Here is a 20,883-nt window from a genome sequence, read left to right on the forward strand (position 1 = left end):
CCAACACTGACACGCCATGAATACATCTGCATCTGACGACGACATCCTGTTGCTCACCCGCCCGCAGGACGGCTGCGCCTGCCTCACGCTGAACCGCCCGCAGGCCATGAACGCCCTGTCGCTCGCACTGCGGCGCGCGCTGGTGCGCACGCTCGACACGCTCGCGCAGGACGACAGCGTGCGCGTGCTCGTCCTCACCGGCGCAGGCCGCGCCTTCTGCGCCGGCCTGGACCTGCGCGAGATCGACCCGGGCGCCATCACCGGCGACGCCGGCACCGACGTGGCCACCGCGCTCGCGAACTTTCCGCGCCCGGTGATCGGCGCCGTGAACGGCGCGGCCATCACCGGCGGCCTCGAGGTGGCGCTGGCCTGCGACCTGCTGATCGCCTCGAGCGAGGCGCGCTTTGCCGACACCCACGCGCGCATCGGCGTGATCCCGGGCTGGGGGCTGTCGCAGCGGCTGTCACGGCTCATCGGCATCGCGCGTGCGAAGGAGATGGCCTTCAGCGGCAACTTCGTCGGTGCCGAGCAGGCCGAGCGCTGGGGGCTGGTCAACCGCGTAACCACGCCCGAACAGCTGATGCCCGAGGCGCTGGCCCTGGCCGCCGACATCGCGAGCGCGCTGCCCGAGATGCTGCCGGTCTACAAGCGCCTGATCGACGACGGCCATGCGCGCAGCTTTGCCGAAGGCATGGCGCTGGAGCAGGCCGCCACGCGCGACTGGGCCGCGTCGCTCACGCCCGAGGTGCTGCGCGCGCGGCGCGAGGCGGTGCAGGCGCGGGGGCGTGCGCAGAAGGGCTGACGCCCCGCCGCCCCGGCCTCAGCGCGGTGCCATCCGGATCGCGCCGTCCAGCCGCACGCTCTCGCCGTTGAAGTAGCCGTTGGTGATCATCAGTTCGGCCAGCGTCGCGTACTCGGCCGGGTTGCCCAGGCGCTTGGGGAAGGGCACCGAGGCGGCCAGCGCGGCCTTCACGTTGTCGGGCGCGCCCTGCAGCAGCGGCGTGTTGAAGATGCCCGGCAGGATGGTGTTCACGCGGATGCCCTCGCCCATGAGGTCGCGCGCGATGGGCAGCGTCATGCCGACCACGCCGGCCTTCGAGGCGGTGTAGGCGGCCTGGCCCATCTGGCCGTCTTGTGCCGCGACCGAGGCGGTGTTGACGATGGCGCCGCGCTCGCCGTCTTCCAGTGCATCGAGCGTGAGCATGCCGGCCGCCGACTTGGCGATGCAGCGGAAGGTGCCCACGAGGTTGATCTGGATGATGCGGTCGAAGTTGGCGAGCGGAAAGTGCTTGATCTCGCCCGAGGCCTTGTCGCGGCTCGCGGTCTTCACCGCGTTGCCGGTGCCGGCGCAGTTGACCAGCACGCGCTCCTGGCCGTGCGCGGCGCGGGCCTTGGCGAAGGCCGCGTCGACCTGCTCTTCCGACGTGACATCGACCTTGCAGAACACGCCGCCCAGCTCCTTGGCCAGGGCCTCGCCTTGCTCCACGTTGAGGTCGAACAGCGCGACCTTCACGCCGTGGCTGGCCAGGCGGCGCGCGGTGGCGGCTCCGAGGCCCGAGGCGCCGCCCGTGACGACGGCGGCAATGCTGGAATCGAGTTGCATCTCTTGTTGTCCTTGGATAGAGAGAGGAAGGAAGAAAGAAAACCGAAAACGCCTGCCGTTCAGACCGGGTAGTAGCGCAGCTTGCGCGCCGCCATCTCACGCATGCGCGCCGTGGGCACATACGGCGCGCCGAGCGCCGCATGTTTGTCGCACAGCGCGACCACGCGGTCCAGCCCCAGCCAGTCGGCGTACTTGAGCGCGCCGCCCGCATAGGCCGGAAAGCCCACGCCGAGCAGCAGCGCCATGTCGAGCTCGGCCGGCGTGGCGACCACGCCGTCTTCGAGCGCGTGCGCGGCCTCGACCACCATCGGCAGCATCATGCGTTCGACGATCTCCGCGTCGGCGAAGTCGCGCCGCCCCTGCGGCTGCAGCGTGGCGACCAGCGCATGCGCCTCGGGCGCGGCCGACTTGCGCGGGCGGCCCGTGGGGTCGTTCTCGTAGCGGTAGAAGCCCGCGCCGTTCTTCTGGCCGTAGCGCTTGTTCGCCACCATCAGCTTCACGGCATTGCGCTCCAGGGTCGGCATGCGCTGCGGGTAGCCCGCGGCGATCACGTCGCCCACGTGCACGCCCACGTCCATGCCCACCACGTCCTGCAGGTAGGCCGGGCCCATGGGCCAGCCGAAGGCTTCCATCGCGCGGTCGACCGCCTCGAAGTCGGCGCCATCGGCCACCAGCTGCGCGAAGGCATTGATGTACGGCGTGAGGATGCGGTTGACCAAAAATCCCGGGCAGTCCTTCACCACGATGGGCGTCTTGCCCATGGCCACGGCATAGCCCACGGCGGTGGACACGGCGGCATTGCTGGTCTTCGCGCCCTGGATCACTTCCACCAGCTGCATCACCGGCACGGGGTTGAAGAAGTGCATGCCGACAAAGTCCTCGGGCCGCGCAAGCGGCTGGGCGATGTCGTCGATGCGCAGGCTCGAGGTGTTCGAGGCGATCACGGTGCCGGGCTTGACGCTGCGCTCCAGCGCGGCCAGCACCTTGCGCTTGACCTCGAGGTTCTCGACCACGGCCTCGACCACGCAGTCCACCGTGTCGAAGCCGGCCTCGTCGAGCTGCGGCACGATCGACGCTTGAATGGCATCGGCTTTTGCCTGCGCGAGTCGGCCGTTCTTCACCTGCTTGGCGAGCTGCTTGCCGGCCTCGGCCATGCCCAGGTCGAGCTGCGGCTGCGCGATGTCCTTCATGCGCACCGGCGTGCCGCGCAGCGCGCTGGTGTAGGCGATGCCGCCGCCCATGATGCCGGCGCCGAGCACGGCCGCCTGCTTCACGGGTCGCCCTTCGCGCGCATGGCGCTTGTAGAGCTTCTTGAGCGCCTGGTCGTTGAGAAAGGCCTGCACCAGCGAGGCGGCGGCCTGCGTCTTCGCGACGCGGCCGAAGGCGGTCGACTCGAGGTCGAGCGCGCCCGCACGGTCGCGGCCGGCGGCCTCGGCCATCATCTCGAGCGCGATGAGGGCGGCGGGCTGGTGCTTGCCGCTGCGCGCCGCCACCTGCGTGCGCGCGGTCTCGACCAGCGCACCAGCCTCTTGTTTCGACAGCGCCAGCGGCGCGCGCTTGCGCTGCTGCGCCGCCTGCCAGTCGATCTCGCCGCGCACCGCGCGCTGCAACAGTGCGAGCGCGCGCTCGCGCAGGGCCTCGGGCGCGGCGACCTCGTCGGTCACGCCCGCGGCCAGCGCGGCCGGCGCCTTGGCCGGCTTGCCGCTCGCCACCCAGTCGATGGCCGTGGCCAGGCCTGCCAGGCGCGACAGCCGCACCGTGCCGCCGAAGCCGGGGAACAGGCCGAGCTTCACCTCGGGCACGCCGACCTGGGCCGTGTCGGCCATCACGCGCAGCGGCGCGAGCATCGCCAGCTCCAGCCCGCCGCCGAGCGCGAAGCCGTTGATGGCGACCACGCTGGGCACGGCCAGGTCTTCGAAGGCGTTGAACAGCTCGTTGCTGGCGCGCACGCCGCGCGCGATGTCGGCCTCGGCCTGCTGGAAGGTGGCGCCGAACTCGGTGATGTCGGCACCGACGATGAACACGTCTTTCGCGCTCGTCACCAGCACGCCGCGCACATCGGGCGAGGCCGCGATGCGCTCGGTGGCCTGGCGGAACTCGTCGACGGTGCGCGCGTCGAGCTTGTTGATGGCCTCGCCGCGCCGGTCGAAGCGCAGCTCCACCAGACCGTCCTGCAACGGCAGGACTTCGATACTTTCGCCTTGGAACAAAGGGGGTCTCCTCGCGGCCGGCGACGCGCCAGCCTGTGGGAAAAAGTTTAGGGACGCGCCCTGCGCGCAGGCATCGTCCGAAGCGACGATTACAGGCGGCCGCGCGCCTGCAGGTAGTCGCGCACCGCCTCGGCGGCGGGGTCGCCGACCACGGCGAACTCGTCGGTGAAGAAGATCGGCGAGGCCGCCAGGTCGATGAAGCGACGCTCGTCCGTGAGCAGCTCGGCGCTCGCGCGGCGGGCTTCTTCGCGCCGCGCGCCGGTGCGCGCCTCGAGGCTGTCCCACCACAGCTCGGCCACGCCGTCGAAGGGCGCGGGGCTGCTGCGCGGCACGGCCAGCGGCTGCACCAGCGCATCGTCGAGCGTGTGCGACTGCACGTAGCGGCGCAGGCCCAGCACCTCCGCGCGTTCGGCGACGAGCGGCGCATGCACGTGTCGCCAGTGGTGCTGGAACTGCGCGCGGTCCAGGTGCGGCAAGCGCCGCAGGCAGAAGACGAGCTTGATCATCGGCGCACCCGGATCAGCCCTTCCTGCGCGACCGAGGCCACGAGCCGGCCGGTGCGGTCGAACAGCGCGCCACGGCAAAAGCCCCGCGCATGCTCGGCCGAGGGCGAGTCGGCGTCGTACAGCAGCCAGTCGTCGCAGCGGAAGTCGCGGTGGAACCACATCGCGTGGTCCAGGCTCACGCCCTGCACGCCGGGTTGCTGAAACGCCAGGCCGTGCGGCTGCATCGCCACGCCCATGAAGCTGTAGTCGGAGGCATAGGCCTGCATGGCCTGGTGCAGCAGCGGATCGTCGGGCAGCGCGTCGGCGGTGCGCAGCCAGAGCTGGCTGTGCGGTGGGCGCGGGCCGGCCGTGACCGGGTCGCGCGGATCGACGTAGCGGAACTCGATGGGCCCCTCGACGCGCACGCGCGAGCCGGCGCGCGGCGTGAGGTCTTCGGGCGGCGGCGCCTCGGGCATCGCGCACTGGTGCGACACGCCTTCCTCGCGCCGGTGGAACGAGGCCGACATGTGGAAGATCGGCTCGCCGTGCTGGATGGCGACCACGCGCCGCGTGGTGAAGCTCGCGCCATCGCGGATGCGGTCCACGTCGTAGACGATGGGTGCGGCCTTGTCGCCTGCGCGCAGGAAGTAGCCATGCAGCGAATGCGCCGCATGCCCGTCGACCGTGCGGGCCGCGGCCATCAGCGCCTGCCCGAGCACCTGGCCGCCGAAGACGGCGGGCGCACCGATGTCGGTGCTGGTGCCGCGAAACAGGTTCTTCTCGAGCTGCTCGAGCTGCAGCTGCGCGACCAGCGACTGCAGCGCTTGCGCGCGGCCTGTACTCACGCGGCGTGCTCCGCGGGATAGAACTGCGTGTTCGATTGCGCGCGCTGGCGCAGTGCGGCCGTAGGCTTGAAGCGCTCGCCGTGGCGCTCGGCCAGCGCGTCGCAGCGCGCGACGAAAGCCGAGAGGCCGACAGTCTCGATGTACGAGAGCGTGCCGCCGGTCCAGTCGGGGTAGCCCAGCGCAAGCACGGCGCCGAGGTCGGCCTCGACCGGCTGCTTCAGCACGTCTTCTTCGAGGCAACGCACTGCTTCGAGCGCGAGCAGCGACAGCAGGCGTTCGCCGACGGCGCGTGCGTCGGGTTGCGACGCAGTGGCTTGTTCCGCCGTTGCATCGGCGGTCAACGGACTCTCGCCCAACCCGGCCTGCCGCGCAGCGTTCGCGATCAGCGCAGGCGACACGCCCTCGCTCAACAGCGCCGCACCTTCACTGCGGTACAGCTGACGCAGCCGTTCGACATACGCAGCGTTGACCGCACCCAAGTCGCCCTTGCGCCGCAGCGCCGCGCCCCGGCTCACGAACAGCGTGCGCATCAGGTTGCGCGCCACCGGCCCGGCCAGCAAGGGGCCGAAGCACTGCGCCTCGACCGCCAGGCCCGCGTCCATCGGCAGCTGCGTGCCTTCGTACACGGCCGACAGGATGGCCAGCGGCGCCGGCAGCTGGTCGTGCGTGTCGCGCCGCACCTGCGCCAGCGTGGCGCCGAAGCTGGCCCCCGCATGCGGTGCGAGCGCACCCGCGCCGCCCGGCACCTGGAAGCCCTTCACGTCCCACGGCTGCTGGCCGGCGTCGGGATGGTCGAGCACCCAGCGACGGGCCACGGCCACGAGCTGGTCGGCCGGCGCGAGCGCATCGACCATGCCCAGCGCCAGCGCTTCGGCCGGCGCCACGTGCCGGCCCGACAGCAGCAGCGGCAGCGCGCGCGCAATGCCGATGAGGCGCGGCAGCCGTTGCGTGCCGCCGCCCACGGGCAGCAGGCCGACCGTGACCTCAGGCAGCCCGACCACCGCGCGCGGCTCGTCGAGCAGCACGCGGTGATGGCAGGCCAGTGCGAGCTCGAACCCGCCGCCCAGCGCCACGCCGTTGATGGCCACCGCCACGGGCTTGCCGCAGCGCTCTAGCTCGCGCAGCGCGCGCCCGCCGGGTGCGATCGCCTCGATGGCCTCGGCCGCGCCGCCGCCCGTGGCATGAAAGCCCACGAGGTCCTTCAGGTCGGCCCCGGCCATGAAGCCGCTGGCCTTGCCCGAAGTGATGACGGCGCCGCGCACGTCGGCGCGCTGCGCGATCTGCGCCACGGCCTCGCGCAGTTCGGCCGTGAAGCCGGGCGTGAACACGTTCATCGGCCGCTCGGGCACGTCGAGGGTGAGGAGCGCGACGCCGTCGGCATCGACCTCGAATCGGATGTGGGAAGGCATAGGAAAAAAGGAAAGAGAAGACGTGCTGCTCAGACGCGTTCGATCACCAGCGCGGTCGACTGCCCCGCCGCGGCGCACAGCGTGACCAGGCCCAGGCGCGCGTCACGCCGCTCCAGTTCGTCGAGCAGCGTGCCCGTGAGGATCGCGCCGGTCGCGCCCAGCGGGTGGCCCAGCGCGATGGCGCCGCCGTTCACGTTGATGCGCGCGGGGTCGATGTCGAAGTGCCGCGCATAGCGCATCGGCACCACCGAGAAGGCCTCGTTCACTTCGAACAGGTCGATGTCGCCGATGCTCAGGCCGCAGCGCGCCAGCAGGCGTTCGGTGGCGGGCATCGGGCCGCCCAGGCTCAGCAGCGGCTCGTCGGCGCACGAGGCGCTGCCGACGATGCGCGCGCGCGGCTTCAAGCCGTTGCGCGTGCCGTAGTCGCGGTTGCCCATGAGCACCGCGCAGGCGCCGTCGACGATGCCGCTCGAGTTGCCGCCCGTGTGGATCGGCGCGATGTGCGACAGCTGCGGATAGCGCTGCAGCAGGATGGCTTCGTAGCCCTGCGCGGCCACGCCGGCGAAGGCGGGCTTGAGCTTGGCGAGGTCGGCCATCGTGGTGCCGGGGCGGTTGGCCTCGTCTTTCGCAAGCACGGTGCGGCCGAGCCGGTCGCGCACGGGCACGAGCGAGCGGTCGAAGCGGCCCTCGGCCTGCGCCACGGCGGCGCGGCGCTGGCTTTCGACGGCGTAGGCATCGACCGCCTCGCGGTCCACGCCGTCGAGCATGGCCATGAGGTCGGCCGCCACGCCGTTGGGGATGTAGGGGTAGCGCTGGCCCACGGCGGGGTCGGTGTAGACCGCGCCGCCGTCGCTGCCGATGGTCACGCGCGACATCGACTCCACGCCGCCGCCGATCACCGCGTCGGCCTGGCCCGAGGCCACGAGGCCGAAGCCCATCTTCAGCGTGTCGAGCGCCGAGGTGCAGAAGCGGTTGAGCTGGAAGCCCACCACGCTGTCGCCGTAGCCCGCCGACAGCAGCGCGACGCGCGCGATGTCGGCGCCCTGCTCGCCCACCGGCATCACCACGCCCAGGCCCACGTCCTCGATCTGCGCGGGGTCGAGTGCATGGCGTTCGCGCAGCGCCTGCAACACCTGCGTGGCCAGCTGCACCGGCGTGATGGGGTGCAGCGCACCGTCGGCGCGGCCCTTGCCGCGCGGCGTGCGCACGTGGTCGTAGATGAAAACGTCGTCGGTCATGGGCAGGGCGCCGCCCGGGTGCGCAAGGCCACCGGATGCAGGGGAATTCAGTTTGTCTGCGGCCAGTTTAGGAAGCAGAATCGGTTGCCGGAATCGTCGGAAGCGACGGAATTTCCAGGCACTCACTCCCCCTTCGCGATGCCTGCTCCAGCCCCCGTTCCCCCTTCTTCGCTCCGGATTCTCGAGACCAAGCTGAACCCGCCGGCCTTCGTGGCCACGCAGGTGCCGCGCACCGCCATCAGCGAAGAGATCGCCGCCGCCACCGTCAAGCTCGTGCTGGTGCGCGCGCCCGCCGGCTTCGGCAAGACCACCGCCATGGCGCAGATCCGCGAGCGCATGGACGCGCAGGGCATCGCCACCGCCTGGCTCACGCTCGACCGCGCCGACAACGACGTCTCGCGCTTTCTCAACTGCCTGGCCGAGGCCGTGCAGCGCATCGGCGTGGACGAGCCCGCAAGCCACGCGCCCTTCGACGCCGTGGCCGCGCTGGCCGCGCACGACTCGCCCTTCACGCTGTTCCTCGACGACTTCGAGGTGGTTCAGGAGCCCGCCGTGCTGGGCCTCGTGCGCGAGCTGGTCGAACACCTGCCGCGGCGCGGGCAGATCGTGATCGGCTCGCGCAGCCTGCCCGACCTCGGGCTGGGCCGGCTGCGCGCGCGCGGCCAGCTCATCGAGATCGACACCGACCGCCTGCGCTTCACGCTGGAAGAAACCAGCGCCTTCATCGGCCTGCGCCAGGCGCACACGCCGCACGCCGCCGCGCAGCCGCCGCAGGCGCTGCCGGCCGACCTGCTCTCGCAGCTGCACCGCAAGACCGAAGGCTGGGTGGCGGCCATCTGGCTGGCGTCGATGGCGTTGGAGCGGCACGGCATCGAGACCGGCTTCATCGAACGCTTCTCGGGCTCCGACCGCGCCGTGGCCGACTACCTGGCCGAAGACGTGCTCGCGCACCAGCCACCCGAGATCCACGACTTTCTGCTGCGCACCAGCATCCTGCGCCAGCTCGACGCCTCGGTGTGCCAGGCGCTCAACCCGCGCGGCGACAGCGCCGTCATCCTCGAGCAGCTGGCCGCGGCCAACCTGTTCCTCACACCCGTGAGCGGCGACGCCGGCGGCGAAGTGCGCGCGTGGCGCTACCACAGCCTCTTTGCCGACTTCCTGCGCGCGCAGCTGGCGCGCGAGCGGCCGGGCGAGCTCGCGCGGCTGCACCTCGCGGCTTCGGGCTGGTACGAGTCGCACGGCCGGCCCGTGCCCGCCATCGACCATGCCATCGAAGGCGGCGACCACCCGCACGCGCTCACGCTGCTCGACAGCTACGCCGAGCAGTTCCTCGAGCAGGGCCGCATGCGCATGCTGGCGCGCTGGTTCTCGGCCATCCCCGAACACCAGCTGCGCGAGCACCCGTTCCTGCAACTCATCGCGCTGTGGGCCACCTGCTTCACGCACGGCCCGTGGGACGCGATGCGGCTGCTCGAACAGTCGGGCTGCCTCGACAGCCCCATTCCCGAGGTGCGCGCCAACGCCCACACGCTCATTCCGCTGCTGCTGGCCATGGAAGACCAGCACGACGCCGCGTATGAAGCCGGCCGCGAAAGCCTCGCGCGCCTGCCCACCGGGCTGGCCTTTGCCGAGGGCGTGCTGCTCAACGCGATGGCCCACATCCTCGCGGTGCGCGGCGACCAGCGCGAGGCGCAGCGCCTGCTCGAGGCCGCGCGGCGCGAGCAGGGCAACAGCACCTTCAACCGCATGTACACCGAGTCGCTGGCGGGCCTGTTCGACCTCACCGAAGGCCGTCTTCGCCAGGCCACCGCGCGGCTGCGCATGGCGGTCGACTCCACGCATGCCGTGTCGTACAACCACAGCCACGGCAACGCCTGGGCCGGTGTGCTGTACGCGGGCGCCGTGTACGAGACCAACCAGCTGGTGCAGGCCGAGCACCTGCTGAACGTGTACCTGCCGCTGGCGCGCGACGTGGGCCTGCCCGACCACATGATCCTGAGCCACGTCATGCGCTCGCGCATCGCCTTCCACGCGGGCGACATCGACGCCGCGTTCCAGGCCCTGACCGAACTCGAGTACCTGGGCCACCACCGCCAGCTGCCGCGCGTGGTGGCGGGCGCCAAGCTGGAGCGCGCCCACATGCTGCTGCTGCAGGGCAACGGCCCCGCCTCGCGCGACGAGCTGCAGCGCGCCGACGACCCCGAGCTGTGGGAGCGCGAGCGCCGCCAGCGCCTGCCCGCGCACGACCTCGACTACCTCGCGCTCGCGCGGGCGCGCTGGGACATCGCCTTCGGCGACGCGCGCGCGGCCCTCACCGTGCTCGACGCCGAGCTGCACGCCGCCGTGGCCGCCAACCGCAACCGCCGCGCGCTCAAGCTGCGCGTGCTGCGTGCGCTGGCGCTGCAGCGCGCGGGCGACCTCGCCACCGCCATCGAGGAGATCGGCGCCGTGCTGCAGGCCGCGAGCCAGGAAGGCTTCGTGCGGCTGATCCTCGACGAAGGCCCGGCCGTGGGCACGCTGGTGCACCGCTATGCCGCAGCGATGCAGCAAGAAGCGGGTGCCGTGGCGCCCGTGCTGCGCAGCGACCCGATATTGGCCGACTACCTGCAGCGGCTGCTGCAGGTGCTGGGCCCGCCGCCGTCGCCGATCGACGCCGAGGCGCCTTCGGGCGACGCCACCAAGGAGCCGCTCACGCGCAAGGAAATCCGCGTGCTGCAGCTCCTGGCCGAGGGCTACTCGAACAATGCGATGGGCGAGAAGCTGTTCGTGTCCGAAAGCACGGTGCGCACGCACCTGCGCAACATCCACATGAAGCTGGGCGCGAAGCGGCGCACGGAGGCGGTGGCGATTGCGCGCAAGCTCGGCGTGATCCGCTAGCCCGAAAAAAAGGGCCCGCCCGCCGACACATGGCAGACGGGCCCCAACCTTCGCCTTTCGTCAGAACGACACGTTCAGATTCGCCTTCACCGACTGGTCGCGCGCCTTGCCGCCGAACTGCCCGCCATACGACACGCCGAAGGTCGCACGCGGCGAGAACGCGAAGTCCATGCCGAGTTGCAGCACCGCCGCGTTCTTCGCGACCGCCACACCCGCGATGTCCGAGAAGCCGGTGGCGCCCGGCAATGCGACGCTGGTGAAGGGCGTCAGGTCGCCGTAGGCACGGCGCCAGCCGACCATGCCCTTGAGCGTGGCGTCGACGCTGCCCAGGCGCACCGCGGTCGATGCGCGCAGGCCCAGCGTCGACAGGCCGACGTTCGCGCTGCCGCTGCGCGCCTGCAGCGCCGCCCACGTGCCGCGCTCCGAGAACGCGTCGGTGTGCAGCGTGACGTGCGCGAGGTTCGCGAAGGGCTCCAGTGCCACCTCGCCGGCCGCCAGGCTGTAGCCCACTTCGCCGAAGACCTGCGTGGTCGATACGTCGTGGTTGCTCTTGAGCGAATCCGACAAGCCTGCCACGCGCGCCTGGCGCGTGGTGTCCACGTCGTGCCGCGCATAGGCCGCGCCGGCGCGCAGGGCCCACGCACCGAGCGTGGTGCCGCCGTACAGGCCCAGGTGGTAGCTGGTGGCATCGCCCGAGGACGAACGCGCGTCCACGTCGACCTTGCTGCGGCTGTAGCCGCCGGTCACGCCCAGGCGCGCGTTGTCGCCCACGCGGGTGTCGCCGCCCATCAGCAGGCCGTCGACCGAACGATCGAACCGCGCGGCGTTGCCGTCGCCGCGCGCACGGCCGGTCGAGTGCAGGGCCTGGCTCCAGAAGACGCTGTCGCGTGTCGTCGGGTCGACGCTGTGCGAGCGGCCGGCGCCGTCATTCACCTTGACCGGCGCCGTGGATGCGCCCGCCGTGCCGGCCGAGGCACGCAGGCGCTCCATCGCGGCCTCGCGCACGAAGCGGCTGTCCTCGATGAGCGCGGTCTTCGCGGAGGCATGCACTTCGCCCGACAGGCTGTCGAAGGCCGCGCGTGCGGCCGGCACGCTCTCCAGCTGCAGCGCGGCGGCCAGCGCCGGGCTCCATGCGGCGGCGCCATCGAGGTTCGCCCCTATCGCGCGCTGGTTGCCCGACTGCGCGACCGACGCGAACGACACGCTGTTGCGCATGGCCTCGGTGTAGACCTGCGTCGCGGTGTAGCCCAGCTTCGGCGAGAGAAAGAGGTAGTCCTTGGCCACGCTGAAATCGGCGAAGGTGCCGCTCACGCCGCCCTCGGCGTTCAGCAGCGTGTATCGCGCGCCCAGAACGTAGCCGCCGAGCACGCGGACCGTGCCACCGTCGAGCGTGGCGTGGCCGCTGACGTCGAGCCTGTCGGCCTGTGCGTCGGTGCCGCTCAGTTCGGCCTCGAAAGTCGAGCCCGGCGCGAAGCGTGCATTGCCGGCCACGTGCAGCGTGCCGATGGAGTTGCCCGGTGCCACGACACCGCCGGTGGCGACGGTCGTGCTGCCGACCGTGCCGGTGCCCTGCAAACGCCCGCCCGACAGCACAGCCATCGTGCCGCCCAGCGTGCCGTTGACCGACAGCATGCCCTGCGCCACCGAGGTCTTGCCCGTGAAGCCGCCGGAGTCGCCAGTGAGCTCGAAGCGGCCCGCGCCCGCCTTGACGAGGCCGCCGCTGCCGCTGAAGCGGCCCGCGAACTGCGTCGAACGGTCGTTGCCGCCGGTGGTCAGCGTGCCGGTGCCCACGGCGACGTCGCCCGCGCCGGCCAGCGAGCCGATGGTGGCGTCGAAGCCGTTGAGGTCGAGCCTGGCCTTGCCGGCCACCGTGAACTCACTGGCGTTCGACAGGCCGGTGGCCGAGCCCGCGCGCAGCGTGCCGCCCTGGACCCAGGTCGCGCCGCTGTAGCTGTTGGCGCCGCTCAAGGTGGTGACGCCTTCGCCGGTCGTGCCGCCCGTGGTGCGCAGGTCGCCCGCGCCGGTGATGTTGTAGGTGAAGTCGTAGGCGTCGCCGCGGTCGATGGCGAAGCTGGCGCCCGCGTCGATGGCCACGTGGCTGGTGATGGAACCGGTGGTACCGCCCTCGCCCAGCGCGAGCTCGCCGGCCTGGACGTGCGTGTCGCCCGAGTAGGTGTTGGTGCCCGTGAGCACCAGCCGCCCGGCACCGGCCTTCACGAGGCTGCCGCGGTAGTCGGCATCGGTGCGGGTGCGCAGGTAGGCCACGTGATCCGGGTCAGGCGTTGCTTCCTCCACAAGCCTTTCCACGATGGAGGTGAAGCTCTCGCGGATCTTCGCAGCATTGAGGAAAAAATCCCTCATGACACTACCCGGTTTCAAGAATGGGAGAGTCACCTCGAAGTCCGCGAGTGCGACCTTCGCGATGGGGTTGGCATTCACGGCCGCCAACGCTGCGGTGTAGTCGTTGCCGGCAATGGCTGCATCCAGCACGGCCTGAAGCAACCCCCGCGCAGCATCGGCTGCCGGTTTCAAACTCTCAGCGGTGACCGGGCTCTTCGTCCAGGCACTGAGGTGCGCAATCTCGGCCGCTTCTTCCTTCTTTCGCTGGATCAGCCCTGCTTCGGAGATGTCATTGCGCCACGTGTCGGACGTGCCGCCGGGCATGTCGATGACCGTGCGCTTGAGCAGTTGCCCCGGCCCCTTCATCGCGTTCTCGAGGTTGATGAGGCCCCAGCCTATTTCTTCATCGGGCGCCATCTGCCGCGTGCCGTCGAACTTCGTGGCGGTGGTGAGCAGCACTTGCAAGGCTTGCTCGTTGGTCATGTACGGGTAGCGCTCCATGACGATGCCCAGCGCGCCTGTGGCATGGGGCGCTGCCATGGACGTTCCGCTGAAGGAGCCGTACGCGCCGTCGAGCGTCGTGCTCAGGATGTCCCCTCCGGGCGCCGCCACACACCAGTACTTGGCCACGCCGCACTGGTTGAATTTTTGATAGTAGCCCCCCTCGCCGACATGCCCGACACCGGTCACCGTCAGCCAGTGCCCCTCGACCTCGGGCCGGAAGTACGGCAATGCACCTCGCACACTCGGTTGCGGCTGAAATTGATTGTCGGAAACGAACACCTGGATAAGCCCTTCCCTCCCGTCGGCGGTGGTCTTGGTGGCGTCGATCGCGGCATCGAGCCAGGATGACTGCGTCAGGAATTCGGCGTAGGCTTTCCTTACTCCAGAAATATCGGCGGAATTCTGCGACGAGTGGGGATTGCCCCAGCTGTTGTTGACGACCCGCACACCCGCGTCGCGCATGCCCTGGTAGAGATTCCGAAAATTCTCGTTCGACGCATTGGGAGAGGCCTTCGGGTCGAGTCCAGGCAACGAATACAGACCATCGGGCGCATTGGTGTTGCCCACGACCACGCTGGCATTGAACGCCACGCCGTGCATGTTGTTCTTGATGTCCTGCCCATCCCGGCTGGCGCCCACGGTGCCGGCCACGTGGGTGCCGTGAAAACCGGTACCCGACGCTGGACCATTGAGCCTGGAACCATCCGCCGCGAACTCGCTGTACGCCCCGTTGGACGTCGCCGTCACCAGCGCCGTGAAGCGCGTGAGCGGCAGCTCGCGCGTGTGGCGCACGTCGAAGCCCGAATCGATGACGCCCAGCTTCACGCCCTTGCCCGTGAACCCCGCCGCGTAGGCGTACTCGGTCTTCATCGCCCCGAGCCCCCAGTCGGCCAGGAACTCCTTCGTGCGCCAGCTGGCCGGGTCGCCGATCATGCCGGGGTCGCCCGGATAGGCCTGTGCACCGGCCGCGGAGGCCAGCATCGAACCCAGCACGCACACGGCGGCGCGGGCCACGGCCCTGCGCTTGAACTTCGGTGATCTCGTCATGACGGAACGAACCCTCTCTGTCTTGGAATGGAATGAAAAGACCGTCGCCCTGCCGGTGAAGCCACGTCGTGAAGACGTCGCGCACGGGCCGGTTAACGGTCGTTAAATTCTGGAAAGAGGGGTCGTTCTTTGTGATCTCGTCGGTGCTTGTTCCGATACTTTGGAATCCAGACGCTGAAGTTTTTCCCTAGGTTGCAGCGCTTCAGGCCGCCAGCCGCTGCCGCTTGTCCTGCGCGTCGCGCCCCGCGATGTGCTCCCGCGCGCGTTTCCAGTCCTCGTCCTGCCATTGCGACATGCGCGAGAAATTCCCGCCCGTGGCCTGGAACTGCGCGCCGTCGATGGCGATGGTCTGGCCGTTGACGTACTCCGAGCCCGGGCCCAGCAGGTAGGCCGCGAGGTTGGCCAGCTCGGGCATGCGGCCGTTGCGCTCCATCGGGTTGCGCTCGGCCTTGTGCTCGCCGCCGCCGGGATTCAGCCGCGCACTCATGCCTTCGGTGGGGAACAGGCCCGGCGCGATGGCGTTGAAGCGGATGCCGCGCCCGGCCCACTCGACCGCGAGCGACTGCGTCATGGCGTGCAGCCCGGCCTTCGACATGGCCGAGGGCACGGTGAAGGGCGAGCCGTTCCACACCCAGGTGGTGAGGATCGACAGCACCGACGCGGCCTTGCCTTCGGCCAGCCAGCGCTTGCCGCATTCGAGCGTCATGCAGAAGCTGCCGCGAAAGACGATGCTCGAGATGGCGTCGAAGGCGCGCGGCGACAGGTCTTCGGTGCGGCTCACGAAGTTGCCCGCGGCGTTGTTGACCAGGCCGTCGAGCGCGCCGCCGTCGGCCCAGATTTCGTCGAGCATCTCGGTGATCTGCGTGTCATGGCGAATGTCGCAGGTCTTGGGCGTCACGCGCCCGCCGTGCCGGTGCATCAGCTCGGCCGCGGTTTCTTCGAGCACCGGCGCGCGGCGCCCGCAGATGTAGACGTGGGCGCCGAGCAGCAGCAGCGCCTCGCTCATCACGCGGCCCAGGCCGCTGCCGCCGCCGGTCACGAGGTAGCGGCGGCCGGCCAGCAGGCCGGGCTTGAACATCAGGTCGTCGAGGGTCATGAAAATCCTTGTGTGCGGTCCGTTGAAATTCGGGATGAAGCTCAGCGCCCCGTGTAGACGGGCGCGCGCTTCTCGAGGAAGGCGTTCATGCCTTCGCGGAAATCGCGGGTCTGGGTGCACAGCACCTGGTTGCGGTCTTCCATGGCGACGACCGCTTCCATGCTGCCGGCGTCCACGGCAATACCGAGCGCCTCCTTGGTCAGGCGCAGCGCCACGGGCGTCGCGTTGAGCATGTCGTCGGCCAGCGCCTGCGCCTCGGCCTGCAGCGCGGGCAGCGCGTCGACGCGGCTCACGAGGCCCAGCGCGCAGGCGCGCTGCGCGTCCATGAAGCGGCCGGTGAGCATGTACTCGGCGGCGACCGAGCTGCCGACCATGCGCGGCAGGAAGTAGCTCACGCCCACGTCGCAGGCCGACAGGCCGATGCGGATGAAGGCGGCGTTCATGCGCGCGTCGGGCGTGGCCAGGCGCACGTCGGACGCCAGCGCGAGCGCAAAGCCGCCGCCGCTGGCCGCGCCCTGCACCACGCTGACGATGGGCTGCGGGCAGCGCCGCATGGCCAGCATGATGTCGCGGATGCCCTTCTGCTGTTCGAGCATGTCGGCCACCCCGAGGTCTTCGCCGCCCACCTGCTCCTTCAGGTCGAGCCCGGCGCAGAAGGCGCGGCCCGCGCCCTGCAGCACGACCACGCGCTCGGGGCTGCGCGCGCTGAGGCCTTCGAAGTACTCGCGCAGCGCGCGCACCAGCGCCGGGTCGAGCGCGTTCAAGCGTTCGGGGCGGTTCAGCGTGAGCCAGGCGACCTCGCCGCGCCGCTCGACCTGGAGCACCTCGTTCATCGCCGTCACAGCGCGCGCGAGATCACTTCTTTCATGATCTCGTTGGTGCCGCCGTAGATGCGCTGCACGCGCCCGTCGGCGTACATGCGCGCGACCATGTACTCGGTCATGAAGCCGTAGCCACCGAACAGCTGCAGGCATTCGTCGACCACGCGGCCCTGCGTCTCGGAGGCCCAGAGCTTGGCCATGGAGGCGGTGGCGGTGTCGAGCTTGCCGGCCACGAGGTCTTCCACGCAGCGGTCGATGAAGGCGCGGCCCACCTTGATCTGCGTGGCGATCTCGGCCAGCTTGAACTTGGTGTTCTGGAACTCGGCGATCGGCTTGCCGAAGGCCTTGCGGTCGCGCACGTAGTCGAGCGTGGCCTGGTAGGCGCCTTCCATGGTGGCCAGCGCGTTCACGCCGATGATGGTGCGCTCGTACGGCAGGTCGCTCATGAGCTGGAAGAAGCCCTGCCCCTCCTGGCCGCCGAGCAGCGCGTCGGCCGGCACGTGCACGTCGTCGAAGAAGAGCTCCGAGGTGTCCTGCGCCTTCATGCCGATCTTGTCGAGCACGCGGCCCACGCGGTAGCCCTCGCAGCCCTCGGTCTCGACGATGAGGATCGAGGTGCCCTTGGCGCCCTGCGTCGGGTCGGTCTTGGCCACGACCAGCACCACGCCCGCGAGAAAGCCGTTGGTGATGAAGGTCTTGGAGCCGCGGATGCGGTAGCTGCCGTCGAGCTGCTTCTCGGCGCGCGTGCGCACGCCCTGCAGGTCGGAGCCGGCGCCAGGCTCGGTCATGGCGATGGCGCCGACCAGCTCGCCGCGCGCCATGCGCGGCAGGTAGCGTTGCTTCTGTTCCTCGGTGCCGTGGTTCAGGAAGTAATGCGCCACGATGGTGTGCACCGAGCTGGCCATGCCGCTGAGCGCGCGGCGCGCCTTCTCCTCGTAGAACACGGCCTCGTGGCGGAAGTCGCCGCCCGCGCCGCCGTAGGCCTCGGGGATGTCGGCGCACAGCAGGCCGAGCGCGCCGGCCTTGCGCCAGACCTCGTGGCCGACGTGGCCGCGCTTGCGCGCTTCTTCGTCGTGCGGAACGACTTCGGTCTCGACGAAACGCACGACGTTGTCGCGGTACAGCTCCAGTTCTTCGTCGCTCCACGAGCGGCGGAAATCGATGGGCATGGGGTGTCCTTCAGTGTCTTGGAATTGGGGGAATGGGGTCAGCCGACGCGGCGCTCTTTACCGGCCCAGAAGGGTTCGCGAAGCTGGAACTTCTGCAGCTTGCCGGCGGCCGACAGCGGCAGCGCATCGCGGAACTCCACGCTGCGTGGGCACTTGTAGTTGGCGATCTGGTCGCGGCAATGCGCGATGACGTCGTCGGCGGTGAGCGGCATGCCTTCGCGCAGAACGATCACCGCGTGCACGCGCTCGCCCCACTTGTCGTCGGGCACGCCGATGACGGCGGACATCAGCACCTGCGGCATCTGGGCGATGGCGTTCTCGACCTCGGCCGAGTACACGTTCTCGCCGCCGCTCACGATCATGTCCTTCATGCGGTCGACCACGAACAGCAGGCCGTGCTCGTCCATGTAGCCGCCGTCGCCGGTGTGCATCCAGCCGCCGCGCAGCGCGGCCTCGGTCTCGGCGGGCTTGTTCCAGTAGCCCTTCATGACCATCGGGCCGCGCGCGACGATCTCGCCGACCTGGCCGGGGGGCAGCTCGTTGTCCTCGCCGTCGACGATGCGGATCTCGGCCACGGGCACCGGCGTGCCGGCCGCGCGCAGCAGGCGGTTGCGGTCGGGCCCGGGCAGGTGGAAGTGCGGCATCAGCACGGCCACGGTGGGCGACAGCTCGGTCATGCCGTAGGCCTGCGAGAAACTCGTGGCGGGCAGCGCGGCCATGGCCTGCTCGAGCAGCGCCACGTCGATGGGCGCGGCGCCGTACAGCAGCATCTGCAGGCTCGACAGGTCGAACTCGGCAAAGCGCGGGTGCTCGATCACGCGCTTGATCATGGTGGGCACCAGGAACATCTCGGTGGCGCGCGCGGCCTGGATGGCCTGCAGGATCGCCACCTCGTCGAACATCGGCACCACGTGCTGCGGCACCAGCCGCAGGATGCTCTGCAACGACAGCCCGCATCCGGCCACGTGGAACATGGGCACGGCGATGACCACGGCGGCGTTGCGCGTCTCGCGCGGCACCGCGGCCACCGAGCTCAGCGCGTTGATGTAGAGGCTGCCGTGCGTGAGCATCACGCCCTTGGGCCGGCCGGTAGTACCGCCGGTGTACATGATGGCGGCCAGCTCGTCGGCGCTGTGCGGCGCGTCGTCGATGGGCTGCGCGCCGGCCAGCAGTGCCTCGTAGCCGACCATGCCCTCGGGCACGGGGCCGTCGCCGCAGTACACCACGGTGCGCAGCGAGGTCGAGAGCTTGCGCAGCTCGCCGGCCATGGGCGCGAACAGGTCGTCCACCAGCAGGATGCGCGTGTCGCAGTCGTCCAGCGAGTAGGCGACCTCCTTCGGATTCCAGCGGATGTTCACCGGGTTGATGACGCCGCCGCCCCACCAGGTGCCGAAGAAGAACTCGACGAAGCGGTGCGAGTTCAGGCTCATCATGCCGACGCGGTCGCCGCGCGCCATGCCGAGCTGCTGCAGAACGGCGCCCAGGCGCGCCACGCGGTCGGTGAGGGTCGCGAAGTCCAGGCGGTGGCTGCCGCAGACCACGGCGGTCTCGCGGGCCTTCTCGCGGCGGCCCTTGTGCAGGGGCTGGGTGAGGAACATGGTGTCGTCTCCTTGGTGGTTTTTTCGTCAGGCAACCCGGCGTGCGTGGCCGGCCCAGTGCGGCTCGCGCAGGCGGTACTTCATGACCTTGCCGGCGCCCGAGATCGGCAGCGCGTCGACGAACGCGACGCTGCGCGGGCACTTGTAGCCCGCGATCAAATCGCGGCAGTGGACGATGAGCGCGTCGGCATCGGCTTCGGCGCCGGGCTTGCGCACCACCACCGCATGCACGGCCTCGCCCCAGCGCTCGTCGGGCACGCCGATGACGGCGGCGGCGGCCACGGCGGGGTGGCGCGCGAGCGCGCCCTCGACCTCGGCGCAGTAGATGTTCTCGCCGCCGCTCACGATCATGTCCTTGTAGCGGTCGACGATGAAGACGAAGCCGTCGTCGTCCATGCGGGCGGCGTCGCCGGTGTGCATCCAGCCGCCCTGCAGCGCAGCGGCCGTCTGCTCGGGCAGGTTCCAGTAGCCCTGCATCACGCACGGGCTGCGCACCGTGAGTTCGCCCACCGTGCCGCGCGGCACCTCGCGGCCGTCGCCGTCGCACACGCGCAGGTCGATGCCCGAGAGCGCCTGCCCGGCCGAGGCCAGCTTGCCGAGCTTGCGGCCTTCGGGCGAGTGGTAGTGGCGCGTGAGGTAGCTCACGCCGGCCGACAGCTCGGTCATGCCGTAGCCCTGCGCGAACTCGGCCTGCGGGAAGGTGGCGAAGGCGCGCTCCAGCAGCGCCTCGGTGATGGGCGAGGCGCCGTAGCCGACGAAGCGCACGCTCGACAGGTCGGCCTGCGCGGTGCGCGGGTCGTCCACCAGCATCTGCAGCATCGCGGGCACGGCCATGAGGTTGGTGGCGCGGTCGCGCTCGATGGCGGCGAGCATGCCGTCCACCGAGAAGCCCGGCAGGATGATCTGCGCGCAGCCCATGAGCACGCCGCGCAGCAAGAACGACAGCCCCGCCAGGTGAAAGAGCGGCGCCACCTGCAACAGCCGTGCGCTGTCGTCGAAGAAGGCGCCGAGCATCGACACCTGCGCGTTGATCACCAGCGCCGCGTGGCTGAGCATCACGCCCTTGGGCCGGCCGGTGGTGCCGCCGGTGTAGAACACGCCCGCCAGGTCGTCGCCGCCGCGCAGCGCGTCGGGCACGGGCTCGCGCTCCCGGACCAGCGCTTCGTATTCCGTCATGCCCGTGGGCGCCTGGCGCTCGCCCATGTAGACCCAGGTGGTGACGGCGCGCGCGGCGGCGCGCAGTTCGTCCGCCGTCGCCAGGAACTGGTCGTCCACGAACAGGATGTGCGTCGCGCAGTCGTCGAGCGAGTGCGCCATCTCGGCCACGCTCCAGCGCGTGTTGACCGGGTTGACCACGCCGCCGGCCCACCACACGGCCAGGTAGTACTCCAGCGTGCGGTCGGCGTTCAGCGCGAGCACGCCCACGCGGTCGCCGGGCTGCACGCCCAGGCGGCGCAGCCCGCCCGCCAGGCGCGCGACGCGCTCGCCGAGTTCGCCGTACGTGCGCGTGCGGCCCTGGAACACGGTGGCGACGGCGCGCGGGCTGCACTGCATGGCGCGGTGCAGGGCCTGCGTGAGGTACAGCGGCGGTGGCGTGGTGGGCATGGACAAGGCTCCTGTCGGTGCGGTGCGGAAATGCCA

At 70.5% G+C, this 20,883-nt stretch carries 14 protein-coding genes; 2 read left to right on the forward strand and 12 right to left on the reverse strand.

Features of this window, described 5'->3' with window-relative positions; translation table 11 throughout:
- The first annotated feature begins 16 nt into the window (after positions 1-16).
- Positions 17-802: an enoyl-CoA hydratase gene (locus ACAM42_RS28795; protein WP_369630196.1), complete on the forward strand. Its 786-nt coding sequence runs from the start codon at positions 17-19 to the stop codon at positions 800-802.
- Positions 803-820: 18 nt separating this feature from the next.
- Here the strand turns inward: ACAM42_RS28795 and ACAM42_RS28800 are convergent, their stop codons facing one another.
- The 6 genes from ACAM42_RS28800 to ACAM42_RS28825 form a co-directional block, all read right to left on the reverse strand.
- The gene (locus ACAM42_RS28800; protein ID WP_062478161.1) at positions 821-1,603 is read right to left on the reverse strand and encodes an SDR family NAD(P)-dependent oxidoreductase; all 783 of its coding nucleotides are present in this window, start codon (positions 1,601-1,603) and stop codon (positions 821-823) included.
- Positions 1,604-1,662: 59 nt separating this feature from the next.
- Positions 1,663-3,813, reverse strand: a complete 2,151-nt coding sequence (gene fadB / locus ACAM42_RS28805; RefSeq protein WP_369630197.1) for a fatty acid oxidation complex subunit alpha FadB — start codon at positions 3,811-3,813, stop codon at positions 1,663-1,665.
- 89 nt (positions 3,814-3,902) lie between these two features.
- Positions 3,903-4,319 (reverse strand): EthD domain-containing protein, encoded by a 417-nt coding sequence (locus tag ACAM42_RS28810; RefSeq protein ID WP_307584358.1) that lies wholly within the window; start codon positions 4,317-4,319, stop codon positions 3,903-3,905.
- The gene (locus ACAM42_RS28815) at positions 4,316-5,143 is read right to left on the reverse strand and encodes an acyl-CoA thioesterase (RefSeq protein WP_369630198.1); all 828 of its coding nucleotides are present in this window, start codon (positions 5,141-5,143) and stop codon (positions 4,316-4,318) included. The genes ACAM42_RS28810 and ACAM42_RS28815 overlap by 4 nt, the downstream gene beginning before the upstream one ends.
- On the reverse strand, positions 5,140-6,552 hold the full coding sequence (locus ACAM42_RS28820; RefSeq protein WP_369630199.1) for an enoyl-CoA hydratase-related protein: 1,413 nt from the start codon (positions 6,550-6,552) through the stop codon (positions 5,140-5,142). The genes ACAM42_RS28815 and ACAM42_RS28820 overlap by 4 nt, the downstream gene beginning before the upstream one ends.
- Before the next feature lie 29 nt (positions 6,553-6,581).
- The gene (locus tag ACAM42_RS28825) at positions 6,582-7,790 is read right to left on the reverse strand and encodes an acetyl-CoA C-acetyltransferase (RefSeq protein WP_307638052.1); all 1,209 of its coding nucleotides are present in this window, start codon (positions 7,788-7,790) and stop codon (positions 6,582-6,584) included.
- A gap of 138 nt (positions 7,791-7,928) precedes the next feature.
- On the opposite strand from ACAM42_RS28825, the gene ACAM42_RS28830 reads away from it, so the two are divergent.
- Positions 7,929-10,667, forward strand: coding sequence for a LuxR C-terminal-related transcriptional regulator (locus tag ACAM42_RS28830; protein WP_369630200.1), 2,739 nt, complete (start codon positions 7,929-7,931; stop codon positions 10,665-10,667).
- 60 nt (positions 10,668-10,727) lie between these two features.
- Here the strand turns inward: ACAM42_RS28830 and ACAM42_RS28835 are convergent, their stop codons facing one another.
- From ACAM42_RS28835 to ACAM42_RS28860, 6 genes are all read right to left on the reverse strand, one after another.
- The gene (locus ACAM42_RS28835) at positions 10,728-14,558 is read right to left on the reverse strand and encodes an autotransporter domain-containing protein (RefSeq protein ID WP_369630201.1); all 3,831 of its coding nucleotides are present in this window, start codon (positions 14,556-14,558) and stop codon (positions 10,728-10,730) included.
- Positions 14,559-14,760: 202 nt separating this feature from the next.
- Entirely contained in the window at positions 14,761-15,654 is an 894-nt protein-coding gene (locus ACAM42_RS28840) for an SDR family oxidoreductase (protein ID WP_369630202.1), read from the reverse strand.
- A 41-nt stretch (positions 15,655-15,695) separates the two neighbouring features.
- On the reverse strand, positions 15,696-16,487 hold the full coding sequence (locus ACAM42_RS28845; RefSeq protein ID WP_369630203.1) for an enoyl-CoA hydratase/isomerase family protein: 792 nt from the start codon (positions 16,485-16,487) through the stop codon (positions 15,696-15,698).
- A gap of 5 nt (positions 16,488-16,492) precedes the next feature.
- Positions 16,493-17,644, reverse strand: coding sequence for an acyl-CoA dehydrogenase family protein (locus tag ACAM42_RS28850; RefSeq protein ID WP_369630204.1), 1,152 nt, complete (start codon positions 17,642-17,644; stop codon positions 16,493-16,495).
- Between the two features lie 38 nt (positions 17,645-17,682).
- Complete coding sequence (locus ACAM42_RS28855) at positions 17,683-19,242, reverse strand: long-chain-fatty-acid--CoA ligase (protein ID WP_369630205.1); 1,560 nt, start codon at positions 19,240-19,242, stop codon at positions 17,683-17,685.
- A 27-nt stretch (positions 19,243-19,269) separates the two neighbouring features.
- The gene (locus ACAM42_RS28860; protein ID WP_369630206.1) at positions 19,270-20,847 is read right to left on the reverse strand and encodes a long-chain fatty acid--CoA ligase; all 1,578 of its coding nucleotides are present in this window, start codon (positions 20,845-20,847) and stop codon (positions 19,270-19,272) included.
- Positions 20,848-20,883 lie beyond the last annotated feature (36 nt).

The sequence above is a fragment of the Variovorax sp. V35 genome (assembly GCF_041154465.1).
Lineage (GTDB): Bacteria > Pseudomonadota > Gammaproteobacteria > Burkholderiales > Burkholderiaceae_C > Variovorax > Variovorax boronicumulans.